This window comes from Micromonospora globosa (genome assembly GCF_000717585.1).
Classification (GTDB): domain Bacteria; phylum Actinomycetota; class Actinomycetes; order Mycobacteriales; family Micromonosporaceae; genus Micromonospora; species Micromonospora aurantiaca.
On sequence record NZ_JNZR01000045.1, the window covers coordinates 1 to 18,539 of the forward strand.

Below are 18,539 nucleotides of genomic sequence, written 5' to 3' on the forward strand. Positions count from 1 at the left end.
CCCGGAAGCTAAGCCCTCCAGCGCCGATGGTACTGCACTCGGGAGGGTGTGGGAGAGTAGGACACCGCCGGACAATCTTCCAATTCAGGGCCACCCCCAACCGGGGTGGCCCTGAATTGCGTTGCCCCCCGGAAAACACCACGACGGACCGCCTCGGTCTCGTACCGTCGAGCCGGGACCGTCGACGCACGTTCGCCCGCCGGCTCGGCGGCGCGAAACGTGACGTGTCGTACGCCGGGACCGTGATCGGGTCCGACCGCGCGGGGTACAGGAGTGGGCATGGAGATCGGAATCATCGGGTCGGGGCACATCGGGGGCACCCTCACCCGTCGTCTGCGTTCACTCGGTCACGACGTCGCGGTGGCCAACTCCCGCGGGCCGCAGAGCCTGACCGACCTCGCCGCCGAGACCGGCGCCCGGGCGGTGTCGGTGGAGGAGGCCGTGCAGGGCGCCGAACTGGTGGTCATCGCGATCCCGCTGAAGGCGGTGCCGCAGCTCCCCGCGGCGCTCTTCGACGGCAAGCTGGTGGTCGACGCCGACAACTACTACCCCCAGCGGGACGGGGACATCCCCGAGCTGCTGGACCGCAGTCTCAGCTCCAGCCGCTGGACCGCCGATCACCTCAAGGGCGCCCGGGTGGTGAAGGTCTTCAACAACATCCAGGCCGCGCACCTGATGGACGAGGGCAAGCCCGCGGGTACGGCGGGCCGGATCGCGTTGCCGGTGGCCGGTGACGACGCGGACGCCAAGCGGATCGTGATGGAGCTGGTGGACGAGCTGGGCTTCGACCCGGTCGACGCGGGCACCCTGGACGAGAGCTGGCGGCAGCAGCCGGACACGCCCGTCTACGGCACCGACCGGGACGCCGACGGCGTACGCGAAGGGCTGGCCGCGGCACGGCCGTGAGAATCATGGGAAAGGCCCCGCCGGATACGTCCGGCGGGGCCTTTCTGCGTCTCGTGGATCAGTCGTCGCCCGGCTTCGGGGCGCAGATGAACCGCGGCTCGGCGTCGTAGCGCCAGCTGAACTTCTCCCGCTTGAACACCTTGCCGTCCTTCTTGATGACCCGGAACGCGTCCTGGGCGAACCCGACAGCGCCAGCGGCGGCGATGCAGGTCGGACCCGGCGTCAGGTAGACCGTCTTCGGCTGGGTGATGTTGCGGCGCGGGCCGTACTCGGTCTTCACGCTGTCGTAGATCTTGGTGCTCCAGATCGAGACGGTGATCGAGTTGGACGTGTACGACGTGTCGATCAGGACGCCGTACGGCGTGTTGTTGCGGAACTTGAAGTCGAGCTGAGGCCAGTAGATGGTGGACTCGATCACCGCCGGGTATCGGCTGAAGTAGAACGAGTGCGGCTTGTGCTCGACGTCCTCCAGCCCGGCGTAGTAGGTGGCGTTGAACAGCGTGGTGGTGAACTGGGAGACACCGCCGCCGACGCCCGGCACCAGCTTTCCGCCAACGATCGTCGGCGCGTCCTTGTATCCCTGGTCGTAGCCGCGTTCGCCGGTGTGCCCGTTGAGCGAGAACGTCTCGCCCGGCTTCACCAGCGCGCCGTCCACGTCCTTCGCCGCACGGACGATGTTCTGGCTGCGCGGCGACGAGAGGCCGCCGGTGAATTGGGTGGTGAACGTCGACACCCGCTCCTTGATGCCGAGCTTCGCCAGCTCCGCCTCGGTCAGCTCGGGGGCGGCCGGCTTCAGCTCGGCGGTCACCGTACGGCCCTCGGTCTTCGGCAGCACCGCGAGCAGCGCCGGGCCGAGCGCGGCGGCGTCGACCTGGCGTCCGGGCTTGCTGGGCAGCACCTTCGGCTTGCCGCCGCTGATGGTCAGTCCGGCGTCCCGCGGCTCGACCTCGAGCTTCGTCAGCCGGTCCCCCAGTGCGGTACGCAGCCGCTTGACGTCGACCTTCGGGGTGAGCGTGCCGGCGTCGTCGGCGGAGAAGCGCAGCGACCGGGCGATGGCGGCGGGCGGGACGGTGACCGAGCCGCCGTCGGTGGTGAGCGTGACCGGTGCGGCCACCGCGGGCCGGGCCAGCTCGGCGACGAGCCGGTCCACCTCCTCGCGGGTGGTGGCCGGCCACTTCTCGACGAGCGGCACGGTGACCGGCTCGGCGGCCAGCCAGCCGGCCTTCACCACCGAGGTGGCGCCATCGGTGTCGATCGTCAGCGCCGGCTTCGGGTAGACCGGCTTCGGTGTGGTCCCGGTCCAGATGATCGCCGGCATGGTCATCTCACGCCCCTGCGCGCCCATCACCTTGCGCAGGGCCGCCCCAAGCTTGGCCTGGTCGACGGTCACCACCGGCTCGACCGCCCGGGAGCCGACGAGCCGGCTCACCGCGTGCGCGTCGGCCTCGGCAGCCGCCGCCACCGTCGCGTCCACGTCGATGGCGAGCCCCACCTCGGACGGCTTCAGCTCGGCCTTGTTCTCACCGACTGCGACCGCGAGCGGGGCGTCCAACTTGTCGGCCCGGCGTTCCAGCTCGGCGCGGAGCGCCTGGGCCGCCTCCGCGCGGCTCCGCCCGCCCAGCTCGGTGCCGAGCACCGTGGTGCCGCGGGGCACGTCACCGGCGTACGCGTAGGCGCCCAGGCCGACGCCGCCGGCGAGCACGGCCGCGACGATCCCTCCGGCCAGCAGCAGCCGGGCCCGTCGCGAGCGTGTCGGCTTGGCCGCGCCGCCCCCGGGTGGTGTGGCGACCGGCTCCATCTCGACGCCGGGCCAGCTCACCGCCGCCACCTTGATGGTGGGACGGTCGTCGGCAGCCGGCATCTTCTCGCCGTACATCGTCACTGCAACCTCGATCGGAAGTACACGCGGGGACCGCTTCCCCCGCGGGAGACACCTACGGTAACCAACGCTCGGGCCCGCCGGGAGTGTCCGGTCCGGCGGTCGTGTCGGTTGACCGCCGGTGTCGCACCGATCACCCGTTTCGGGGCGGTGCCGCGGTGCGGATCGTGGCACGGTGAGCTGGTGCGGACACAGGATCGGGTGCCGGCGTACGGCGGCGGATGGCTGGACCGGGCGGCGGCGCGGCGCGCCGACGCGGACTGGCTGGCCGAGCGGCTGACCGACCCGGCGAGCGTCGTGCTGCCGCTGTGGCGGGACCGCTGCCTGGTCGACGGGGACGGCCCGGTCCGGCTCACCGGTGAGCGGGCGTCGACCGTCCGGGCCGCGGCGGGCGAGACCGTCTTCCTCGGGGTCGACGGGGACGCCGCGGTGTTCGCCGTCGATTTGTCCGCGCTGGGCGAGCGGGCCGCTGTGGAGGCGGCCGCCGCGACGCGGGCGGCCGACCTGCGGGCGCTGGCCGGCCGGCTCGACCCGGCCGGGGCGGCCGTCCAGGCGTACGCCCGGGGGTTGCTGCTGTGGCACCGGCAGCAGCGATACTGCGGCGCGTGCGGCGCGGCGGCGGTGGCCGGTGGCGGCGGACACGTCCGGACCTGCGCGGACGCGGAGTGCGGGCGGCTGCTGTTCCCCCGGATCGAGCCAGCTGTCATCGTGCTCGTCGAGGCACCCGGCCCGCCGGGGCGCTGCCTGCTGGCCCGGCACGCGGGCGCGGCCGAGGGGGCGTATTCGACGCTCGCCGGCTTCGTCGAGGTCGGTGAGAGCCTGGAGGACGCGGTCCGCCGGGAGCTGGCGGAGGAGGCGGGGGTGACAGTCACCGACGTGACCTACCAGGGGTCGCAGGCGTGGCCGTTCCCGGCTGGCCTGATGGTGGGTTTCCGGGCCGTCGCCACCTCCGAGCAGGTCCGCGTCGACGGGGTGGAGCTGCTGGAGGCGCGCTGGTTCACCCGGGCGGAGCTGCGGGAGCGGATCGCGTCCGGTCGGTCGCTGGGCCGGGTGGACTCGATCGATCACCTGTTGCTGGGTGACTGGCTGGGCGCCGAGTCGCCGGCACGGCCATCAGCAGTGTCGTGACCACGGCCGTGGCGAGCGCCGCGACGACGAGACCGCCGACGGTACGCGGACGCACGATCGCGGCAACGGTCACCAGCGCGCCGGTGCCCAGCCACAGCGGTGCTGCCGGCCACCTGACGCCTCCGGCGAGACGGTCGTTGAGCAGAACGAACGTCACCGCGTAGAGCGCGCCGACGGCGGCGAACAGCGGCGCGTACCGGCCGAGCGCCGTGTAGTCGGGTCCGCCGACGAGCCGGAAGGCCAGCCCGCCGGCGACTGCCGACGCGCCCACCAGGACCAGGCCGCAGGCACCCGTCACCGCGAGCGCGACCGTGCGGCTGCGGCGGTCCCCGCGGGCCAGGCGTGGCAGGGCGAGGACGGCGGCGACCTGCGGCGCCCAGAGCGCGCCCTTGGTCAGGACGGTCCCCACCGAGTACGCCCCGGAACCCGACGGCGGCAGCAGTTGCCGGGCCAGGAGCAGATCGGCGTAGGAGACGACGAGCATCGCCAGCGTCGCCCCGCACCCGGCGGTCACCTGGGCGACGGTCAGGCGCGGGGCGGCCGAGGGACGCCGGGGCGTACCGGTGAGCCAGGCCAGCGCCGGTGGCGCCAGCGCGGCGGTGAGCGCACCGATCGCGAGCGCGCCGGTCAGGCCCGCGCCGAGCAGCAGCCCCACGATCACCCCGCCGTAGCGCGCGGCGGCCAGCAGCGCCATCGCGGCGGCGAGCCGCAGGAAGCGCTGACCGCCCTGCAACTCGCCGAGCGAGCGCGACGAGAGCACCACCGAAGCCGTGGTGACGGCCAGCAGCGCCGGTACCACCGCCGGCAGGTCCAGCGCGGCGACGAGCACCGGCGTCGCCACCAGCAGCGCCCCCGCGCACAGGGCGGCGGTCAGCACGGTGAGCCGCCGGGTGTCGGACGGGCCGTGCCGGGCGTGGTGCACGGCGACCGCGAGTTGCAGGCCGAGCCCCGGCACACCGGCGATGGCCACGAGGCCGAGGGCGGTGGCGAGCGCGCCGAGGTCGTCCGCGTCGAGCTTCCGGGCGGCGAGTACCGGCACCAGGTAGGCCAGGCCGTTGACCAGCACACCGGCGAGCGTGACGGCGACGCCCGCCGCTCCCAGCCCGGTCCTCCGGCCGTCCGCCGGCTGCGGGCCCGGCCGGCCCTCGCTCACGTGATCTCCGAGACGCGGGACGCCGGGCCGTCCTCCGGCCCCGGCGCGACGTCCGGTCCCGGCCGCCCGTCCGAGTCGGGCTCGGCGCGACCGTCCAGGTTCGTATCCGGCTCGGCCTCGCCGTCCGGCCCTCGGCCCGCGTCCCGGTCCGTGGCCGGCTCGACGTCGAGGTCCGGCCCCAGGTCCGCGCCCGGCTCGGCGTCGCGGTCCGCGTCTCGGTCCGGACCCGGCTCGACGTCGAGGTCCGGCCATCGGCCCGGACCCGTGCCTGGACCGGCGAGGGCGGCGGGAGCGGCGACGGCCGCGGCGGCGAGGGCGGGGACGGGCGTCGGCTGCCCGGCCGGCTCCGGCGTCCGGGGGGCCGGCACGGCCGGGGCCGCCGCCGAGGCGGGCCTGATCCGGCGTACGGGCCGTCGGCGGGCGGTCGTGGAGAGCCAGAGCGCGCCCAGGGCGGCGACCGTCAGGAGTTGCGGCAGCACGTCGGTGTGCCGGTCGCCCGATTCCAGATGGACCCACCCGGCCAGCGCCACGAGCGCGCCGGGGAGCCACGTCTCGGCCGCCCGGGCGATCCTCCTGACCCGCCGGGGGTCACTGGTCCACGGCAGGCGACGCGGCCCGGGTACGGCGAGCATGAAGCCCGCCGCGACCAGCAGGGCGCCGAGCAGACCGCTGTGGAGCACGAGCGCGGCGGCGCCGACTGCGAGCAGCGGCAGCGAGCGGGTGAGCCGTCGCCGGGCCGCCGGTGCGACGACGACCGCGCGATCCCCGGCGGGCCGGCGATCGGGCAGCACCGCGAGCAGCACCACCACCGCCAGCAGGACGCCGCCGAGCAGCAGACCCATCCGGTACGGGGTGTCCGGCGTGAAGCGCAGCACCACGTCCCCGGAGACACCGGCGGGCAGGATCCAGCCCTGCTGCCAGCCGTCCACCACGAGCGGGGTGAGCGTCGTGCCGCCGATGGTCGCCTGCCAGCCGGTGTTGGTGTTCTCCCGCACCGCGAGCACCCGGTCGACGGAGTGCTCGGACACCCGTACCCGCCGCTCGGTGGCCGACCAGGAACCCACCTCGATGTCGCCGGCGGTGGCCTCCGCGGCGGGCGTCGCGGTCCGTGGCGTCAGCGCGACGCGGGTGGCGGTGGCGAGCGTGCTCGCGGTGGTGACGAGGCGGTGCTCGCCGCTGCCCAGGTCGAGCTGCTTGGGCGTGGTCCGGCCGCAGGCGGTGACTGGCATCTCGCGCAGCTCCAGCAGGTCGCGCACCGTGCCGGTGAGCGTGGTGGTGATCCGGGACGAGCCGACCTGGAGCGTCGGGCCGGAGCCGCAGGCCAGCTTCAGCGGCGTCTCCGGGCGGGGTGCGACAGTGGTGCCGAGGGGCAGCACCGTCACCTCGCCGACAGCGATGGGCAGCGGCTCTGGCAGCCGCAGGCCGTACGGGTCGGTGCTGGTGGCGGACGGCTTGTCGAGGAACTGGATGGTGATCGAGTCGGTCCGCATCGGCGGGTCGAGCGTGAGCACGCCGTCGTTGGTGAGCAGGTTGCTGCGGAACCCGTCGTTGCCGACCACGCGGACGCTGCCGATCCGGGTGGCGGCGGTCCCCTCCTCGACGGTGAACCGGATCCGGCTGATGACCTGCGGTTCGAGCCAGGTGAGGCGCAGGATCGGCGCCTCGTCGTTCAGCGCCGGTGACCAGCTCGTGGCCGGGTCGCCGTCGAGGACCGCGCCGGGCCGGCCGGCCGGGTCGGGCACCGCCGTCGAGGACGCGGTGACCTGCGGCGCGAGGCGCAACGGCTGGGCGTCGGCGACCAGCTTGTCCAGAGCGGCGTTCAGCTCCGGGCCGGGGGTCGGCCGCGCCCACAGCTTCGCGTCGTACGTCCCGGCCACCGGCAGTGTGAAGGTGCGGTCGATGGTGGAGGCGTCCTCCGAGCCGCGGATCGCGTCGGTGGAGCAGCGGGGGCGGCCGTCGACGGTGAAGCAGGCGGGCGTGGACGGGGCCGCCGACACGACCACGCCTGCGGGCTGGTCGGTGGCGGGGGCGGCGGGCAGCTGGAGGGTCCGGCTGGTCTGGACACCTGGGATCTTGATCTCGGTGATGCCGACCGTCTTGTCGCCGAACGGGCGCAGGTCGAACGCGGCGTCCACTGATACCTCGACCTTGCGTGTGGCGTGCACGCCGGGCAGCTCGAAGACCATGTGGTCACCGAACTGCTCGACGGTGCGGCTCTCGTATCCGGCGGTCACGGTGACTGTGGTGGGCAGGGCGTCGGCCTTCAGGTCGAACCAGACCTCCACCCGGGTGACCCGGGTCGGGTTCGCCAGGTTCACCTCGATCCACTGCCTGTCGCTGCGTGAGTGCGGCGCCGACCGCCAGGATGTGGCGGTGTTCCCGTCCATCGCCGCGTACGGCTGGTATTCGGGCCGGGTGCCGCCGGTCGCGTCGATCTGGGAGCGGGCGGTGGAGGCGCGGATCCCGCTGATGCCCTCGAAGCGCGCGACGGTCGACCACTCCGGCCCCCAGTCGGGCAGGTAGTCGTGCGCGGGCGCGGACACCGCGAAGGTGTCGTCGGCGGTGAGCGTCTGGGAGGAGTTGTCGCGCAGCCGGCCGAACGAGACGTCGCGCCTCCGCAGCCCGTCGGTCATCACGACCCGCCCGGTGGTCTCACCGGCCTTCGCGTCGCCGGCCAGGATCGTGGGCGCGGCGCCGAGCTGGCCCGAGGCGGCCAGGTCGAGCAGCGACTCGGGACCGCCGACGACGGTGGTCACGTCGTCGCGGTCGTACGCGACCACCGGCTGGACGGCGCGGTCCACCCGGTACACCTCAAGCGCCCGCCCGGGCACGTCCAGGCCCTGGTCGCGGAACTCGTCAGGGGCGTCGGAGCCGCCGCGCACCGGGCCGAAGGACACCACGCGGGTCAGGCCGGGCGAGCGTTCCAGCGCCTGCCGGACGACCGCGGGGCGGGCCGTGTCCGAGCGGCCGTGGTCGAGGTCGGCGCGGAACAGGACGTGGCTGATCCCGGAGCGGGCGAGCAGGTCGGCCAGGCCCGCCGAACCGGCGCCGGTGGCGAGCGTCGACTCGATCGCGTCCAGCAGCCGGATCGTGGCGGGCGGGGTGAACGGGATGGCGTTGCGGACCGCCCACCGGCTGTCCAGCAGCGGCTGGGCGATCTCGTCGGTGGTGCTGCCCCAGTCGTACGCGGGGAAGCGCGCGCCGGGGACGACGAGGACCCGCCCGCGTCCGGTGTTCGCGTCCAGCCAGTCGGTGGCCTCGTGCCAGTAGCCGGGCACGTCCTTCACCGCCCCCGGGGTGGCGAGGCCACCGGCGAGCGCCGGTGAGGCGACGCCCGCGACCGCGACCATCGCCGTGCCGGCGGTGAGCCAGGCCCGTGCCGTGGCCCGGCCACGACGCTGCTCGGGGGCGGTCCGGGCCGCGCGTACGGCGAGGCTGACCAGGTGCGCCAGGCCGAGCGCCAGCGGCAGGCGCAGCAGCACGTCGAACTTGTGCACGTTGCGCAGCGGGGCGCCGATGCCGTCGAGGAACTGCTGCTGCGGCCCGGCGAGGATGTTCGGCAGGTCGCCGGTGTGCCCGAGACCGACGAGCGCGACGCCGAGCAGCAGACCGGTGATGAGGAACCGGCGGTGCGGCATCCCGCGCCGGGACAGGCCGAGCACCCCGAGCGCGGCCACCGCCAGGGTGGCCACCACGAGCAGCGTGTCGTTGGCCAGCCGGGCGCCGGCCGGGATGTTCGCGCCGAACGGGGACGCCAGGTACGCGACCCAGTAGGAGGCGCCGCGCAGCGTCGTGACCGCGTCGGTGACGCTGGTGGTGTTGCGGGCGGTCTCGATGTAGTCCAGGAACGGCGGGCTGTACCGGCCGAGGACCAGCAGCGGGATCAGCCACCACGCGGTGGCCAGGGCGACCGCGCCGCACCAGGCCGCGAGGGCGGTGACGCGGCGGCGCAACGGCCGGAGCGTGGCGAGCCAGAGCAGGGCGAGCGGCACCACGGCGGCGACGGCTGTGGCGTTGACGCCGCCCGCGCAGGCGACGGCGACCGCCGACCCGGCGACCGCGCGGCGCAGCCGGGCGCCCCGGGCGAGTCCCACGAGCGGGATGAGCACCCACGGCGCGACGGCGCTGGGCCAGGACTCCACCGACGACCAGCCGAGCTGGGTCAGGATGCGCGGGGACAGCGCGAACGCGACACCGGCGATCATCCGGCCGGCGGGGCTGCCGATGCCGGAGCCGGCCCGCCAGCCGCACCACACCGAGGTACGCGACGCAGAACAGCAGCGCCCACCAGAGCCGCTGGACGATCCACGGCGCGATGCCCAGTTCCGTCCCGAGCAGGAAGAACGGGCCCATCGGCCAGAGATATCCGTACGCCTGGTTCTGGAGCTGGCCGAACGTGCCGGTGGGATCCCACAGGTGCAGCGAGCGCAGCAGCCACCCGGCCGGATTGACGTTGAGGTCGACCTTCGTGTCCGGTACGACCTGCCCGGGGGCCTGCTGGAAGGCGAGGGCGGTGAGCGCGAGGCAGATCGTCAGGTGCCGGAACCGTCGCGCCGTCTGCCGGGCACGGCCGGTCTCCCGGGCGGGGGTTTCCGTCCCCGTCGGCGACGTTGTCGTCCCGTCCGCACGCATTTTCGGCTCCCGTCTCCGCCGGCCGTACGCGCACCTGCAACATGACGCGTGTCGCGCGACGTTATCCGGACCGGACGCGCAGTGGCGACCTGGGGGCGCGGCAGGGCGTTATCAGGAGAACGGCCGTCCCCACGGCGTGTAAGCGTGTGGCAGGCTGCCGACCATGTCAATGCCACAAGCAGCGGCCGAGACGCATCCGGCAGCCGTCGGCGCGGAGGACGACGGACCCGGACCGATCGGTCGCTGGATTGCCGCCGACCGCGTCCGCGCGGTCGCGATCGCCCTCATCGTCGTGTCCGTCGCGTCGCGCGCCGGGCTGGCCGCCCGTGGCTGGTTCTCGCAGGACGAGTTCGTCATCGCCGCGCAGGTGCTCGACACCCGGCTGGACCCGGACTACCTGCTGGGCACGTTCAACAACCACCTCATGCCGGCCGGGCTGGCGGTCGCGTGGCTGATGGTCCGGGCGGCCGGTTTCGCCGGCTGGCCGTGGATCCTGCTGCTGGCGGCCGGGCAGGCGGCGGTGGGGATCGCCCTCTACCGGCTGCTCCGTGATCTGCTGCGGCCCGGCTGGGGGCTGCTGGTCCCGCTGAGCCTGTTCCTGTTCAGCCCGCTGACGCTCGAGGTGTCGTCGCTGTGGCTGGTCGGGCTGCTCGTTCTGCCGCCGCAACTCGCCCTGGTCCTCGCGGTGGCGGCCCAGGTCCGGTACGTGCGCACCGGCCGTAGGCGGCACCTCGTCCTGGTCGCGTTCTGGCTGGTGTTCGGCCTGCTCTTCGACACCAAGGCGCTGCTCATCGTGCCGCTGCTGTTCCTGCTGACCGCGTTCCTGTTCACCAAGGGCCGCGCGTGGCGCAGCCTGGTGACCACCGTCGTGCGGTTCTGGCCGGCGTGGCTGATGCTCACCGTGCTGTCCGGGGCGTACCTGGCGTACTACCTGACCCGCCCGGCCCGGGGGCTGGACGAGCCCACCTCGGTCGGGCAGGTCTTCTCCTTCCTCGGCGACCTGATCGGCGACACGGTGGTGCCGGGCCTGCTGGGCGGGCCGTGGCGCTGGACGTACGCCGGTGACGGGCCGCCGCTGTCCGACCCGTACGACATCGCGAAGTGGCTGTCCTGGGCGGTGCTCGCGGCGCTGATCGTGGTCACGGTGCGGCGGCGGCCGTCCGCCGGGCGGGCCTGGCTGCTGCTCGCCTGCTACCTCGGCCTGGTCGCGGCGCTGTTCGCGGTGACCCGGCTCGGCGGGCCGCTCGGGCCGCTGGTCGGCGTCGTCCCCCGGTACGTCGCGGACGTGGTGCTGGTGGCCGCGATCTGCGTCGGGGTGGCGCTGCTCGGGATGAAGGACAACGACGAGGACGACGTGTCCGCGTGGCCGCTGCCGACTGTGCTGCGGGAGCCGGGCGCCTTCGCCGTCGGCCTGGTCTCGATGGTGGTGCTGCTGGCGACCATCGGCGTGGGCACGCTGTGGAGCACCGCGCGGTTCGGCGACAACTGGAGCACCAAGCACGGGCGGGACTACCTGGCCACCACGCAGGCCGAGCTGGCCGCCGCTCCGCCGGGCACCGTCTTCTTCGACACGATCGTGCCGGACCGGGTGGTGGCCGGATACTTCTGGCCGGACAACCTCCAGTCCCACTTCTTCCGTCCGGCGGAGCGCCGGCCGACGTTCGTGACGATGAGCGAGAAGCCGTCGACGTTCGACGAGAACGGCCGGATCCGTCCGGTGGTGGTCGAGGGACGCAAGGTCGCGCCCGGCACCGTGGAGGGCTGCGGGCACCTGGCCGAGGGTGGCCGGACCACCCGGATCCCGATGGACGGCTACCTGGTCGAGTGGCCGTACGTGGTGCACTTCGGCTACGTCAGCTCCGGTGACTCGACGGCGGTGTTCAAGCTCGGCGACGCCACCCGCGAGATCACGCTCAAGAGCGGGCTGAACGACGTGTTCTTCATGGTGGAGGGTGCCGGGTCCGCCGTCGAGCTGACCGTGAACACGCCCGGAGTCAGGTTGTGCACCAACCTGATCACCATCGGCCGGGCGGTGCCGAAGCCGTAATGACCGGACGTCCCGCCGAGGGCGGCGGCCCCGCGGTCCGGCGGTGGCGGGAGGCGCTGCCGCTGTACCTCGTGGCGGTCGTCGTCACCGCGTTGATCCTGGCCCCGCTCGCGGCGCCGGGCTACGCGCTGCGGTACGACATGGTGTTCGTCCCCCGGCAGCCGCTGAGCTGGGATCTGGTGGCCCCGGCGCAGAGCCTGCCCCGGGCGGTGCCGATGGACGCGCTGGTCTCGCTGGTGACCCAGCTCGTGCCGGGCTGGGTGGTGCAGCGGGTGGCGCTGGCCGGTGCGGTCCTGTTCGCCGCCGTGGGCGCCGGACGGCTGGTGCCGACCGAGCGGCGTGCGGTGCAACTCGTCGCCGCCGTGGCGTACGCGTGGACGCCGTACCTGGCCGAGCGGCTGCTGATCGGGCAGTGGGGGCTGCTGCTGGCGTACGCCGCACTGCCCTGGCTGGTGCGGGCGGCGCTGGACCTGCGGGCGGGCCGCGACGGCGCGCTCGCCCGGGTGGTGCTGCTCGCCGCGCCCGCCGCGATCACCCCGACCGGCGGCCTGATCGCCCTGGCGACGGTGCTGGTGCTGGCGGCGGATCGGGCCCGGCTCCGGCTGTCCGCGGTCGCGGTGGGCGGTGTCGCGCTGCTCAACGCACCGTGGATCGTGGCGGCCCTGGTGACCGGCGCGGGCGGCACGTCCGACCCGGCGGGTGTGGCGGCGTTCGCGGCGCGCGCCGAGAACTGGGCCGGCCCGCTGGTGGCGCTCGCGGGCACCGGCGGCATCTGGAACGTGCAGGCCACCCCGTCCAGCCGGTCCGGCACGCCGGCCCCGCTGGCGACCCTGGTGCTCGTGGTCCTGGCCGTGGTCGGCGCCGGCCTGCTGCGGCGCCGGCTGCCGGCGGGCGCGGCGGTACGGCTGGGCGTGCTGGCCGGCGGCGCGTACCTGCTGGCCGCCCTCGCCGTGCTGCCCGGCGGGAACACGGCGCTGAGCTGGGCGGTGGCGCACGTGCCGGGCGCGGGACTGCTCCGCGACGGGCAGAAGTTCCTCGCGCCGTACGCCCTCGTGCTGGTGGTGTGCGCGGCGCTCGGCGCCGAGCGGCTGGTGGCCCGGATCGACCGGGAGGTCGGCGGGATCGTGCTGGCCGGGCTGCTGCTCCTGCCGTTGGCCGCGATGCCGGACCTGGCGTTCGGCGGGGCCGGCCGGATCAGCCCGGTGCGCTACCCGGCGGACTGGCAGGCGGTCGCCGAGCGCCTGCCGGACGACCCGGGTGAGATCCTCGCCCTGCCGCTGACCACCTACCGGGCCTATCCGTGGAACCCGGGCCGGGTGGTGCTGGACCCGGCGCCCCGCTACCTGCCGGGAACCGTGCTCACCGACGACACGCTCGTGGTCGACGACGTCGCGGTGGCGGGCGAGAATCCGCGCCTGCGCGAGGTACGCCGAGTGCTCGCCGAGGGACGGCCGGTCTCGGCCACCGGCGTGCGCTGGGTGGTGGTGCAGCACGGTACGCCGAGCACAGTGGACCCGGCCGTCCTGGCCGGTCTCGACCTCCGGTACGAGGGGGAGTCGCTGAGCCTCTACCGGAACCCGGCCGCGTCGGGCTCGCCGCAGCGGGCCGGATCCGGTCGCTGGCTTGTCGTGCTCGCGTGCGGAACTGCCGTTCTGGTGGTCATGGCTGCCGCCTTTTCGACCCTACGCCGGCGAGCTACTGCGTGGTAACGTCCGCTCGCACGTCTCACCACTGGAGGAATGGCATGCGTAGAGCTCTAACCCTTGTCGTGTCCGGCCTGGTGGCGGCGTTGCTCGGGGTCCTGGCCCTCGGCGGGCTCTCCGCCGCCGCGACCGCCACGGCGGAGGAGGCCGCAACCGAGGCGCGTAACGCCTCGGAGGCGGCCAAGCGGGCCGGGAAGCAGGACCCGTACGCCCCCGAGGTCTACGGCAACAGGTAGGACGGGTCGCCCCGCCGCTGCACCCGGCGGGGCGAGTCCGCGGTCTCCAGCAGGGTCGCGAAGCGTTCCCCCGCCACCGGCCAGGTGAAGTTCGCCGCGTGCCGCCGGGCCTGAGCGCCCATCTCCTGACGCATCTCGTCGTCGTGCAGCAGCGCGCGCACCTTCGCCAGGTAGTCGTCGATGTCGTCGGCCAGCAGGCCGGTGCGCCCGTCGACCACCGCCTCCGCGACGCCGCCCGCCTCCCGGAACGCAACTGTCGGCGTGCCCGCCGCGCCGGCCTCCACGATCGTCAGCCCCCAGCCCTCCTTGAGCGACGGCGTCAGGGCGACCCAGGCCGAGGCCAGCAGCGCGGCCTTCTCCTCCTCCGTCACGAAGCCCCGGAAGTCGACCCGGTCGGTGATGTCCAGCTCGTCGGCGACCTCGCGCAGGTGCGACTCCCACCAGCCCTGACCGGCCACCACCAGGCGGAGCTGGGGCAGCTCGTCGGCGAGCGCCGCGACCGCCCGCAGCGCCACCTCCACCCGCTTGTGCGGCACCAGCCGGTTCAGCGTCACGAGCAGCGGGAACGGTGCGCGCCCGGCGTCGGTGCGGGGCAGCTCCGGCGTGCCGTTGTAGACCACCGAGACCTGCTCCGGCGGTACGCCGAGGGTGGCGAGTTCGCGCCGGGTCGCCTCGGACACGGTGACGTACCGGCAGCGCCGGTAGACGCGTACCGCCAGCGACGACTCGACCCACCAGCCGAACCGGGCGGCCCACTGCGGCAGGACCACCGGCCACTGCTCGCGGTGCACGTGGTGGATCAGCTTGACCACCGGACGCCGGGCCCAGAGCGGGGAGAGGAACGGCAGGCCGTTGCAGACGTCGACGAGGATGTCCGGCCGGCCGCCCCGGCGCGCGGCGAGCGGGCCGAGGCCGAACGCCCCGGCCAGGTAGCAGAGCGCGGCCCAGAGGTAGACGGTGTGCCGGCCGCCGCGACGGACGAACCGGATGCCCTCGTCGTTGACCTCGTCGGCGGGAGCCTCGCGGTGCGCGGCACAGAACAGGGTGGCGCGGAATCCGCGCGCCACCAGCTCGGCGGCGATCCGTTCCACGTACACCTCGGAACCGCCGCCCTCGGGGTTGCGAGTGTCTCGCCAGTTGAGGAACAGCACGTGTCCGGGCATGCCGAAGCGACGCTCCACGCGAACCCTACTCTCAAGTAATTTAGCGGTGCGCGTCACATTAAGGGCTGGGCCTGCGCCCGGCAATGCCCCGAGCGGCGGCGTTGAGCCGCCGGGCGTCGTCGGATGACGCTCGGTGTTCGGCTGGTGACCGCTAGGCGGGTGCCGCGACGTCCGGCGTGGTGGCCGGGACGTCCGGCGTGGTGGCCGGGACGGCCGGTGCCCCCGCCGCCGGTCCGCGCCCGGTCGGCCGGCGGCGGCTCTGCGTGCCGAGCGTCTGGAGAGGGCGCTCGACGCCGTAGTAGCTGGCCGCGGCGTACATCAGTCCGAAGACCATGGTCAGGGCGAAGACGTTGACGAACTCGCCGGTGAACAGCGGCCGGTCCTCGAGCAGGTAGATCAGCTCGATGACCAGCGGGTGCCACAGGAACAGCCCGTACGACACGTGGCCCATCCACCGCGCCGACCCGGTGCTGAAGACCTCCTTCGCCCGGGTCGGGCCGCCGAACGCCACCGGGATCGTGATCAGGACGGCGATCAGGAGGTAGAGCGCCATCTTGGTGCCGAACTCGACGGCGGTCGGGCTGGTCAGGTCGCGCGGGCCGGCGATCGGCGTCGTCGCGATCGCCATCACCGCGACCGCGGCACCCCAGCAGGCGAGCGGCGCCGAGGCGAGGTCGTCGAGCACGCGGAAGGCGGCCGGCGCGGTGCCGGTACGCAGGGCCACGTGCGCCGCGGCCAGCGCCATGCCACCGCCGAACCATGCGCCGTACGAGGGGAACCACATGGTGTGCAGCGCGCCGTCGAGCCAGCCGGCGCCCATCATGGCGACCCACGCGACGGTCAGCAGCGCGCCGGAGGAGGCGAGCAGGACGGTGCGGACGGGACGCCAGGTCCGGCCCACGGCGAGCACCGCGAGCAGCGGCAGGAGCAGGTAGAAGACGACCTCGGTGGCGAGGCTCCAGGTCTGGCTGAGCCCGTGGCGGAGCTGGCCCGGGCCGTAGATCTGGGTGAGCGTGAGGTGGCGCAGCCAGTCACCGGCCGACACCGGGTGGTTGCCGGGCAGGACGACGAAACAGACCACCACCGCCAGCCAGTACGCGGGCAGGATCCGCAGCGCCCGGCGCCAGAAGTACCGCTTGGCGCGGGGCCGTGGGCGCCCGGTGGCGACGGTGAGCGCCCACGGGCGGAACAGCAGGAAGCCGGAGAGCACGAAGAAGATCGCCACGCCCACGTCCAGGCGCGCCAACCAGCCGCCCCACGTGGTGTTCATGGTGACGGCGGTCTGGAAGCCGACGTGGTGACCGACGACCGCCACCGCGCCTATCGCTCGCAGCGCGTCGAGGGCGGGAAGACGGCCCGTTACCGGTGGCTCCGGGATTGTTGGCGTGGTGGCTGTGGACATCTGGACATCCAGGGGGTCGCTTTTGCAGGTGACTGGGGAGTAACCTCCCGCCAATGCTAAGGATCGGGTGCCCCGGACGACAGACCGTAGGGCGGCAGGTTACAGGAGGATGAGTGAAGCTTCGCGTGGGCGCCGCGCTCTTCGGGCTAGGTGTCTTGTTGCTGGTCTTCGCGGCCGGGCTGCCGTTCTACGTGGCCCCCGCCGTGACCAAGCTGCCCTATGACCTGGAACCAACGACGTCCGTCGCGGAGGCGAAGGGCGCGAAGTTCCTACAGATCAAGTCCGAAGCCGGCGGCGTGAGCATCGACGTGCCGCAGGCCGACCTCGTGTCCAGCGTCGAGGTCATCCCGCAGCCGGAGGACACGAAGGACCGCTTGCCCAAGGAGCTGAAGGGCGACGCGGTCATCTGGAACGTCTTCCAGACGGTCAAGCGCGGCGACAACCAGGATGTGATCAGCCAGTACAGCACGGAGCTGGCGCTGTACCGGATCTCCGGCGCGGCGGCGCCGTGGGACGAGCAGTGGCTCAACGAGTCCGGCGCGCAGCAGACCCCGGTCGGCAACGTGCGCTACTCCGGCCAGATCTACAAGTTCCCGTTCGGCACCGGCAAGCGTGACTACCAGGTGTTCGACCGTGACCTGAAGAAGACGGCCCCGGCGCGGTTCACCGGCACGGAGAAGATCAAGGGCGTCGAGACGTACCGCTTCGAGCAGCGGATCGAGAACGAGCCGCTGAACACCCCGGAGGACAGCGTCAAGACGCTGCTGGGCAAGTTCGCGCCCGGCGCGACCAGCGGCCAGGTCGTCTACAGCAACACCCGTACGCTCTGGGTCGACCCGGTGACCGGCGCCTACGTCAAGGTCCGCGAGCAGCAGTACAAGGAGCTGCGCCCGGACACCGGCGCCCCGACCGTGCTGCTGGACGCGGACTTCAACTACAACGACGCCACGATCAGCCGCAGCGTCGAGACGGTGAAGGACAACCGTTTCAAGATCGGCCTGATCAGTGTCTGGGGTCCGATCATCGCCGGCGTGCTCGGCCTGATCGCCCTGATCGCGGGCGTGTGGCTGGTGACCCGGCCCAAGGGTGACGGCAGCGCCCGGCACCGCGCGGACGCGCCGACCTCCGACCCGACGCCCACCCGCGTGGACCAGGAGCCCGTGGGTGGCCCGCTCGACGACGAGATCCCGCCGGCGTCGACGAACTGGCGGTCCGACGATCCGTCGGTGCCGGCCCAGCGTTCGGGCGCCGGTGAGGTGGAGCGCCGCTGACCGGTACGCCGGAAGCACGACGGAGGGGTGGGCCGCGATGCGGCCCACCCCTCCGTCGTCAACATCTCCCATGCGGGCGAACCTACTTTACATTCGTTACTCGATTGTAACGGCGAGATGTCCGGTGACTTTCCGTCGCGTTCACCGTCATCTATGCCCGGTTTGCCGCGACATTTCGCCCTCCACGCCCTGCCTGGGCAGGGATTTCGTGACGCCTGGTCACCTTTCTGTCTCACCCCGGTGTTACCGCCGGGTAATCAGGGGGTTGTGAGCTGCACCGCATCGGGTGCACGATCAGGCTCGATCGTTACCCGTCGGTAACAGAGGACGGGCCCGGCGCGGGCCACCGGTTCCCCACCGGCCGCCGCGCACATTCGTTCGAGGAGGAACCCCGTGCAGAATCGGCTCGACAACCAGGGTCGTACCCGGTGGCGGCGGTTCGCCGCCATGATCGTGCCCACCACGGCCGCCGCCGGTGCCATCCTGTTCGGCATGTCGACCGGCGCCATCGCCTCCGACATCACCGTGTCCGGGCAGACGTTCAAGATCGGCGCCGACCGCCTGGAGGGTGAGGGCTTCAAGCAGTACGGCGGCATCGTCCGCGAGAAGGGCGAGGACGGGAAGGCCGGCGCGACCCGCCCGGTCGCGATGGCCGAGATCAGCAGCGCCGAGCTGTACAAGCTCTGCCAGTCCGTCCGCGCCGACCTGCCCGGCCTGCCGGTGGTGCTCACCATCAACGCCGGTGAGGGCAAGGACCCCGCCCGGGCCAAGGACCTCGTGATCGCGATGGACTCGCTCGAGGGCAACGCGACCTTCACCAACATCAAGATCGGACGCGACGCCAGCGACCTCAACCCGACGGCGCAGCGCGGCTCGTTCGGCCAGAACTCCGACCGGGTGACCATCCGTGACCTGAAGCAGGTGTCCCGCTACACCACTTCCTCGACGTTCAACCTGGTCGGGCTGCGGCTCAAGGTCAACGTGGGCGACGACGCCAAGGGCAAGGAGTGCTTCTGAGC

The 18,539-nt window shown here is 73.3% G+C and carries 10 protein-coding genes and 2 pseudogenes; 7 read left to right on the forward strand and 5 right to left on the reverse strand.

Features of this window, described 5'->3' with window-relative positions; genetic code table 11:
- Positions 1-279 precede the first annotated feature (279 nt).
- The gene (locus IF06_RS0129455) at positions 280-906 is read left to right on the forward strand and encodes an NADPH-dependent F420 reductase (protein WP_013474935.1); all 627 of its coding nucleotides are present in this window, start codon (positions 280-282) and stop codon (positions 904-906) included.
- A 58-nt stretch (positions 907-964) separates the two neighbouring features.
- Here IF06_RS0129455 and IF06_RS0129460 read toward each other — a convergent pair whose 3' ends face one another.
- On the reverse strand, positions 965-2,782 hold the full coding sequence (locus tag IF06_RS0129460; RefSeq protein ID WP_030274941.1) for a VanW family protein: 1,818 nt from the start codon (positions 2,780-2,782) through the stop codon (positions 965-967).
- A 300-nt stretch (positions 2,783-3,082) separates the two neighbouring features.
- Here IF06_RS0129460 and nudC point away from each other — a divergent pair.
- Positions 3,083-3,766: pseudogene (nudC, locus tag IF06_RS33350) on the forward strand (NAD(+) diphosphatase); the annotation flags it as partial.
- A gap of 16 nt (positions 3,767-3,782) precedes the next feature.
- On the opposite strand, the gene IF06_RS34495 reads toward nudC, so the two are convergent.
- Together IF06_RS34495 and IF06_RS32395 are read right to left on the reverse strand one after the other, a co-directional pair.
- Positions 3,783-5,066, reverse strand: a complete 1,284-nt coding sequence (locus IF06_RS34495) for a lipopolysaccharide biosynthesis protein (protein ID WP_013289080.1) — start codon at positions 5,064-5,066, stop codon at positions 3,783-3,785.
- Positions 5,063-9,698: pseudogene (locus IF06_RS32395) on the reverse strand (alpha-(1->3)-arabinofuranosyltransferase domain-containing protein). Before IF06_RS32395 ends, IF06_RS34495 begins: the two are co-directional and overlap by 4 nt.
- Before the next feature lie 169 nt (positions 9,699-9,867).
- Here IF06_RS32395 and IF06_RS0129480 point away from each other — a divergent pair.
- The 3 genes from IF06_RS0129480 to IF06_RS0129490 are packed head-to-tail and all read left to right on the forward strand — an operon-like array spanning position 9,868 to position 13,684.
- Positions 9,868-11,745, forward strand: coding sequence for a hypothetical protein (locus IF06_RS0129480; RefSeq protein ID WP_369752259.1), 1,878 nt, complete (start codon positions 9,868-9,870; stop codon positions 11,743-11,745).
- Entirely contained in the window at positions 11,745-13,454 is a 1,710-nt protein-coding gene (locus IF06_RS0129485; protein WP_013289077.1) for a hypothetical protein, read from the forward strand. The genes IF06_RS0129480 and IF06_RS0129485 overlap by 1 nt, the downstream gene beginning before the upstream one ends.
- 35 nt (positions 13,455-13,489) lie before the next feature.
- Positions 13,490-13,684 carry a hypothetical protein gene (locus IF06_RS0129490; RefSeq protein WP_013289076.1) on the forward strand — a complete coding sequence of 65 codons (195 nt, stop codon included), beginning with the start codon at positions 13,490-13,492 and terminating at the stop codon, positions 13,682-13,684.
- On the opposite strand, the gene IF06_RS0129495 is transcribed toward IF06_RS0129490, so the two are convergent.
- Entirely contained in the window at positions 13,669-14,847 is a 1,179-nt protein-coding gene (locus IF06_RS0129495; RefSeq protein ID WP_085983664.1) for a glycosyltransferase family 4 protein, read from the reverse strand. The genes IF06_RS0129490 and IF06_RS0129495 overlap by 16 nt on opposite strands.
- Positions 14,848-14,998: 151 nt before the next feature.
- Complete coding sequence (locus IF06_RS0129500) at positions 14,999-16,249, reverse strand: acyltransferase family protein (RefSeq protein ID WP_030274946.1); 1,251 nt, start codon at positions 16,247-16,249, stop codon at positions 14,999-15,001.
- 113 nt (positions 16,250-16,362) lie between these two features.
- Between IF06_RS0129500 and IF06_RS0129505 the strand changes: the two genes are divergently transcribed.
- Together IF06_RS0129505 and IF06_RS0129510 are read left to right on the forward strand one after the other, a co-directional pair.
- A complete protein-coding gene (locus IF06_RS0129505) occupies positions 16,363-17,520 on the forward strand; it encodes a DUF3068 domain-containing protein (RefSeq protein ID WP_013289073.1) in 1,158 nt (385 codons plus the stop codon).
- 393 nt (positions 17,521-17,913) lie between these two features.
- Positions 17,914-18,537: a DUF6230 family protein gene (locus IF06_RS0129510; RefSeq protein ID WP_013289072.1), complete on the forward strand. Its 624-nt coding sequence runs from the start codon at positions 17,914-17,916 to the stop codon at positions 18,535-18,537.
- The last annotated feature ends 2 nt before the right edge of the window (positions 18,538-18,539 follow it).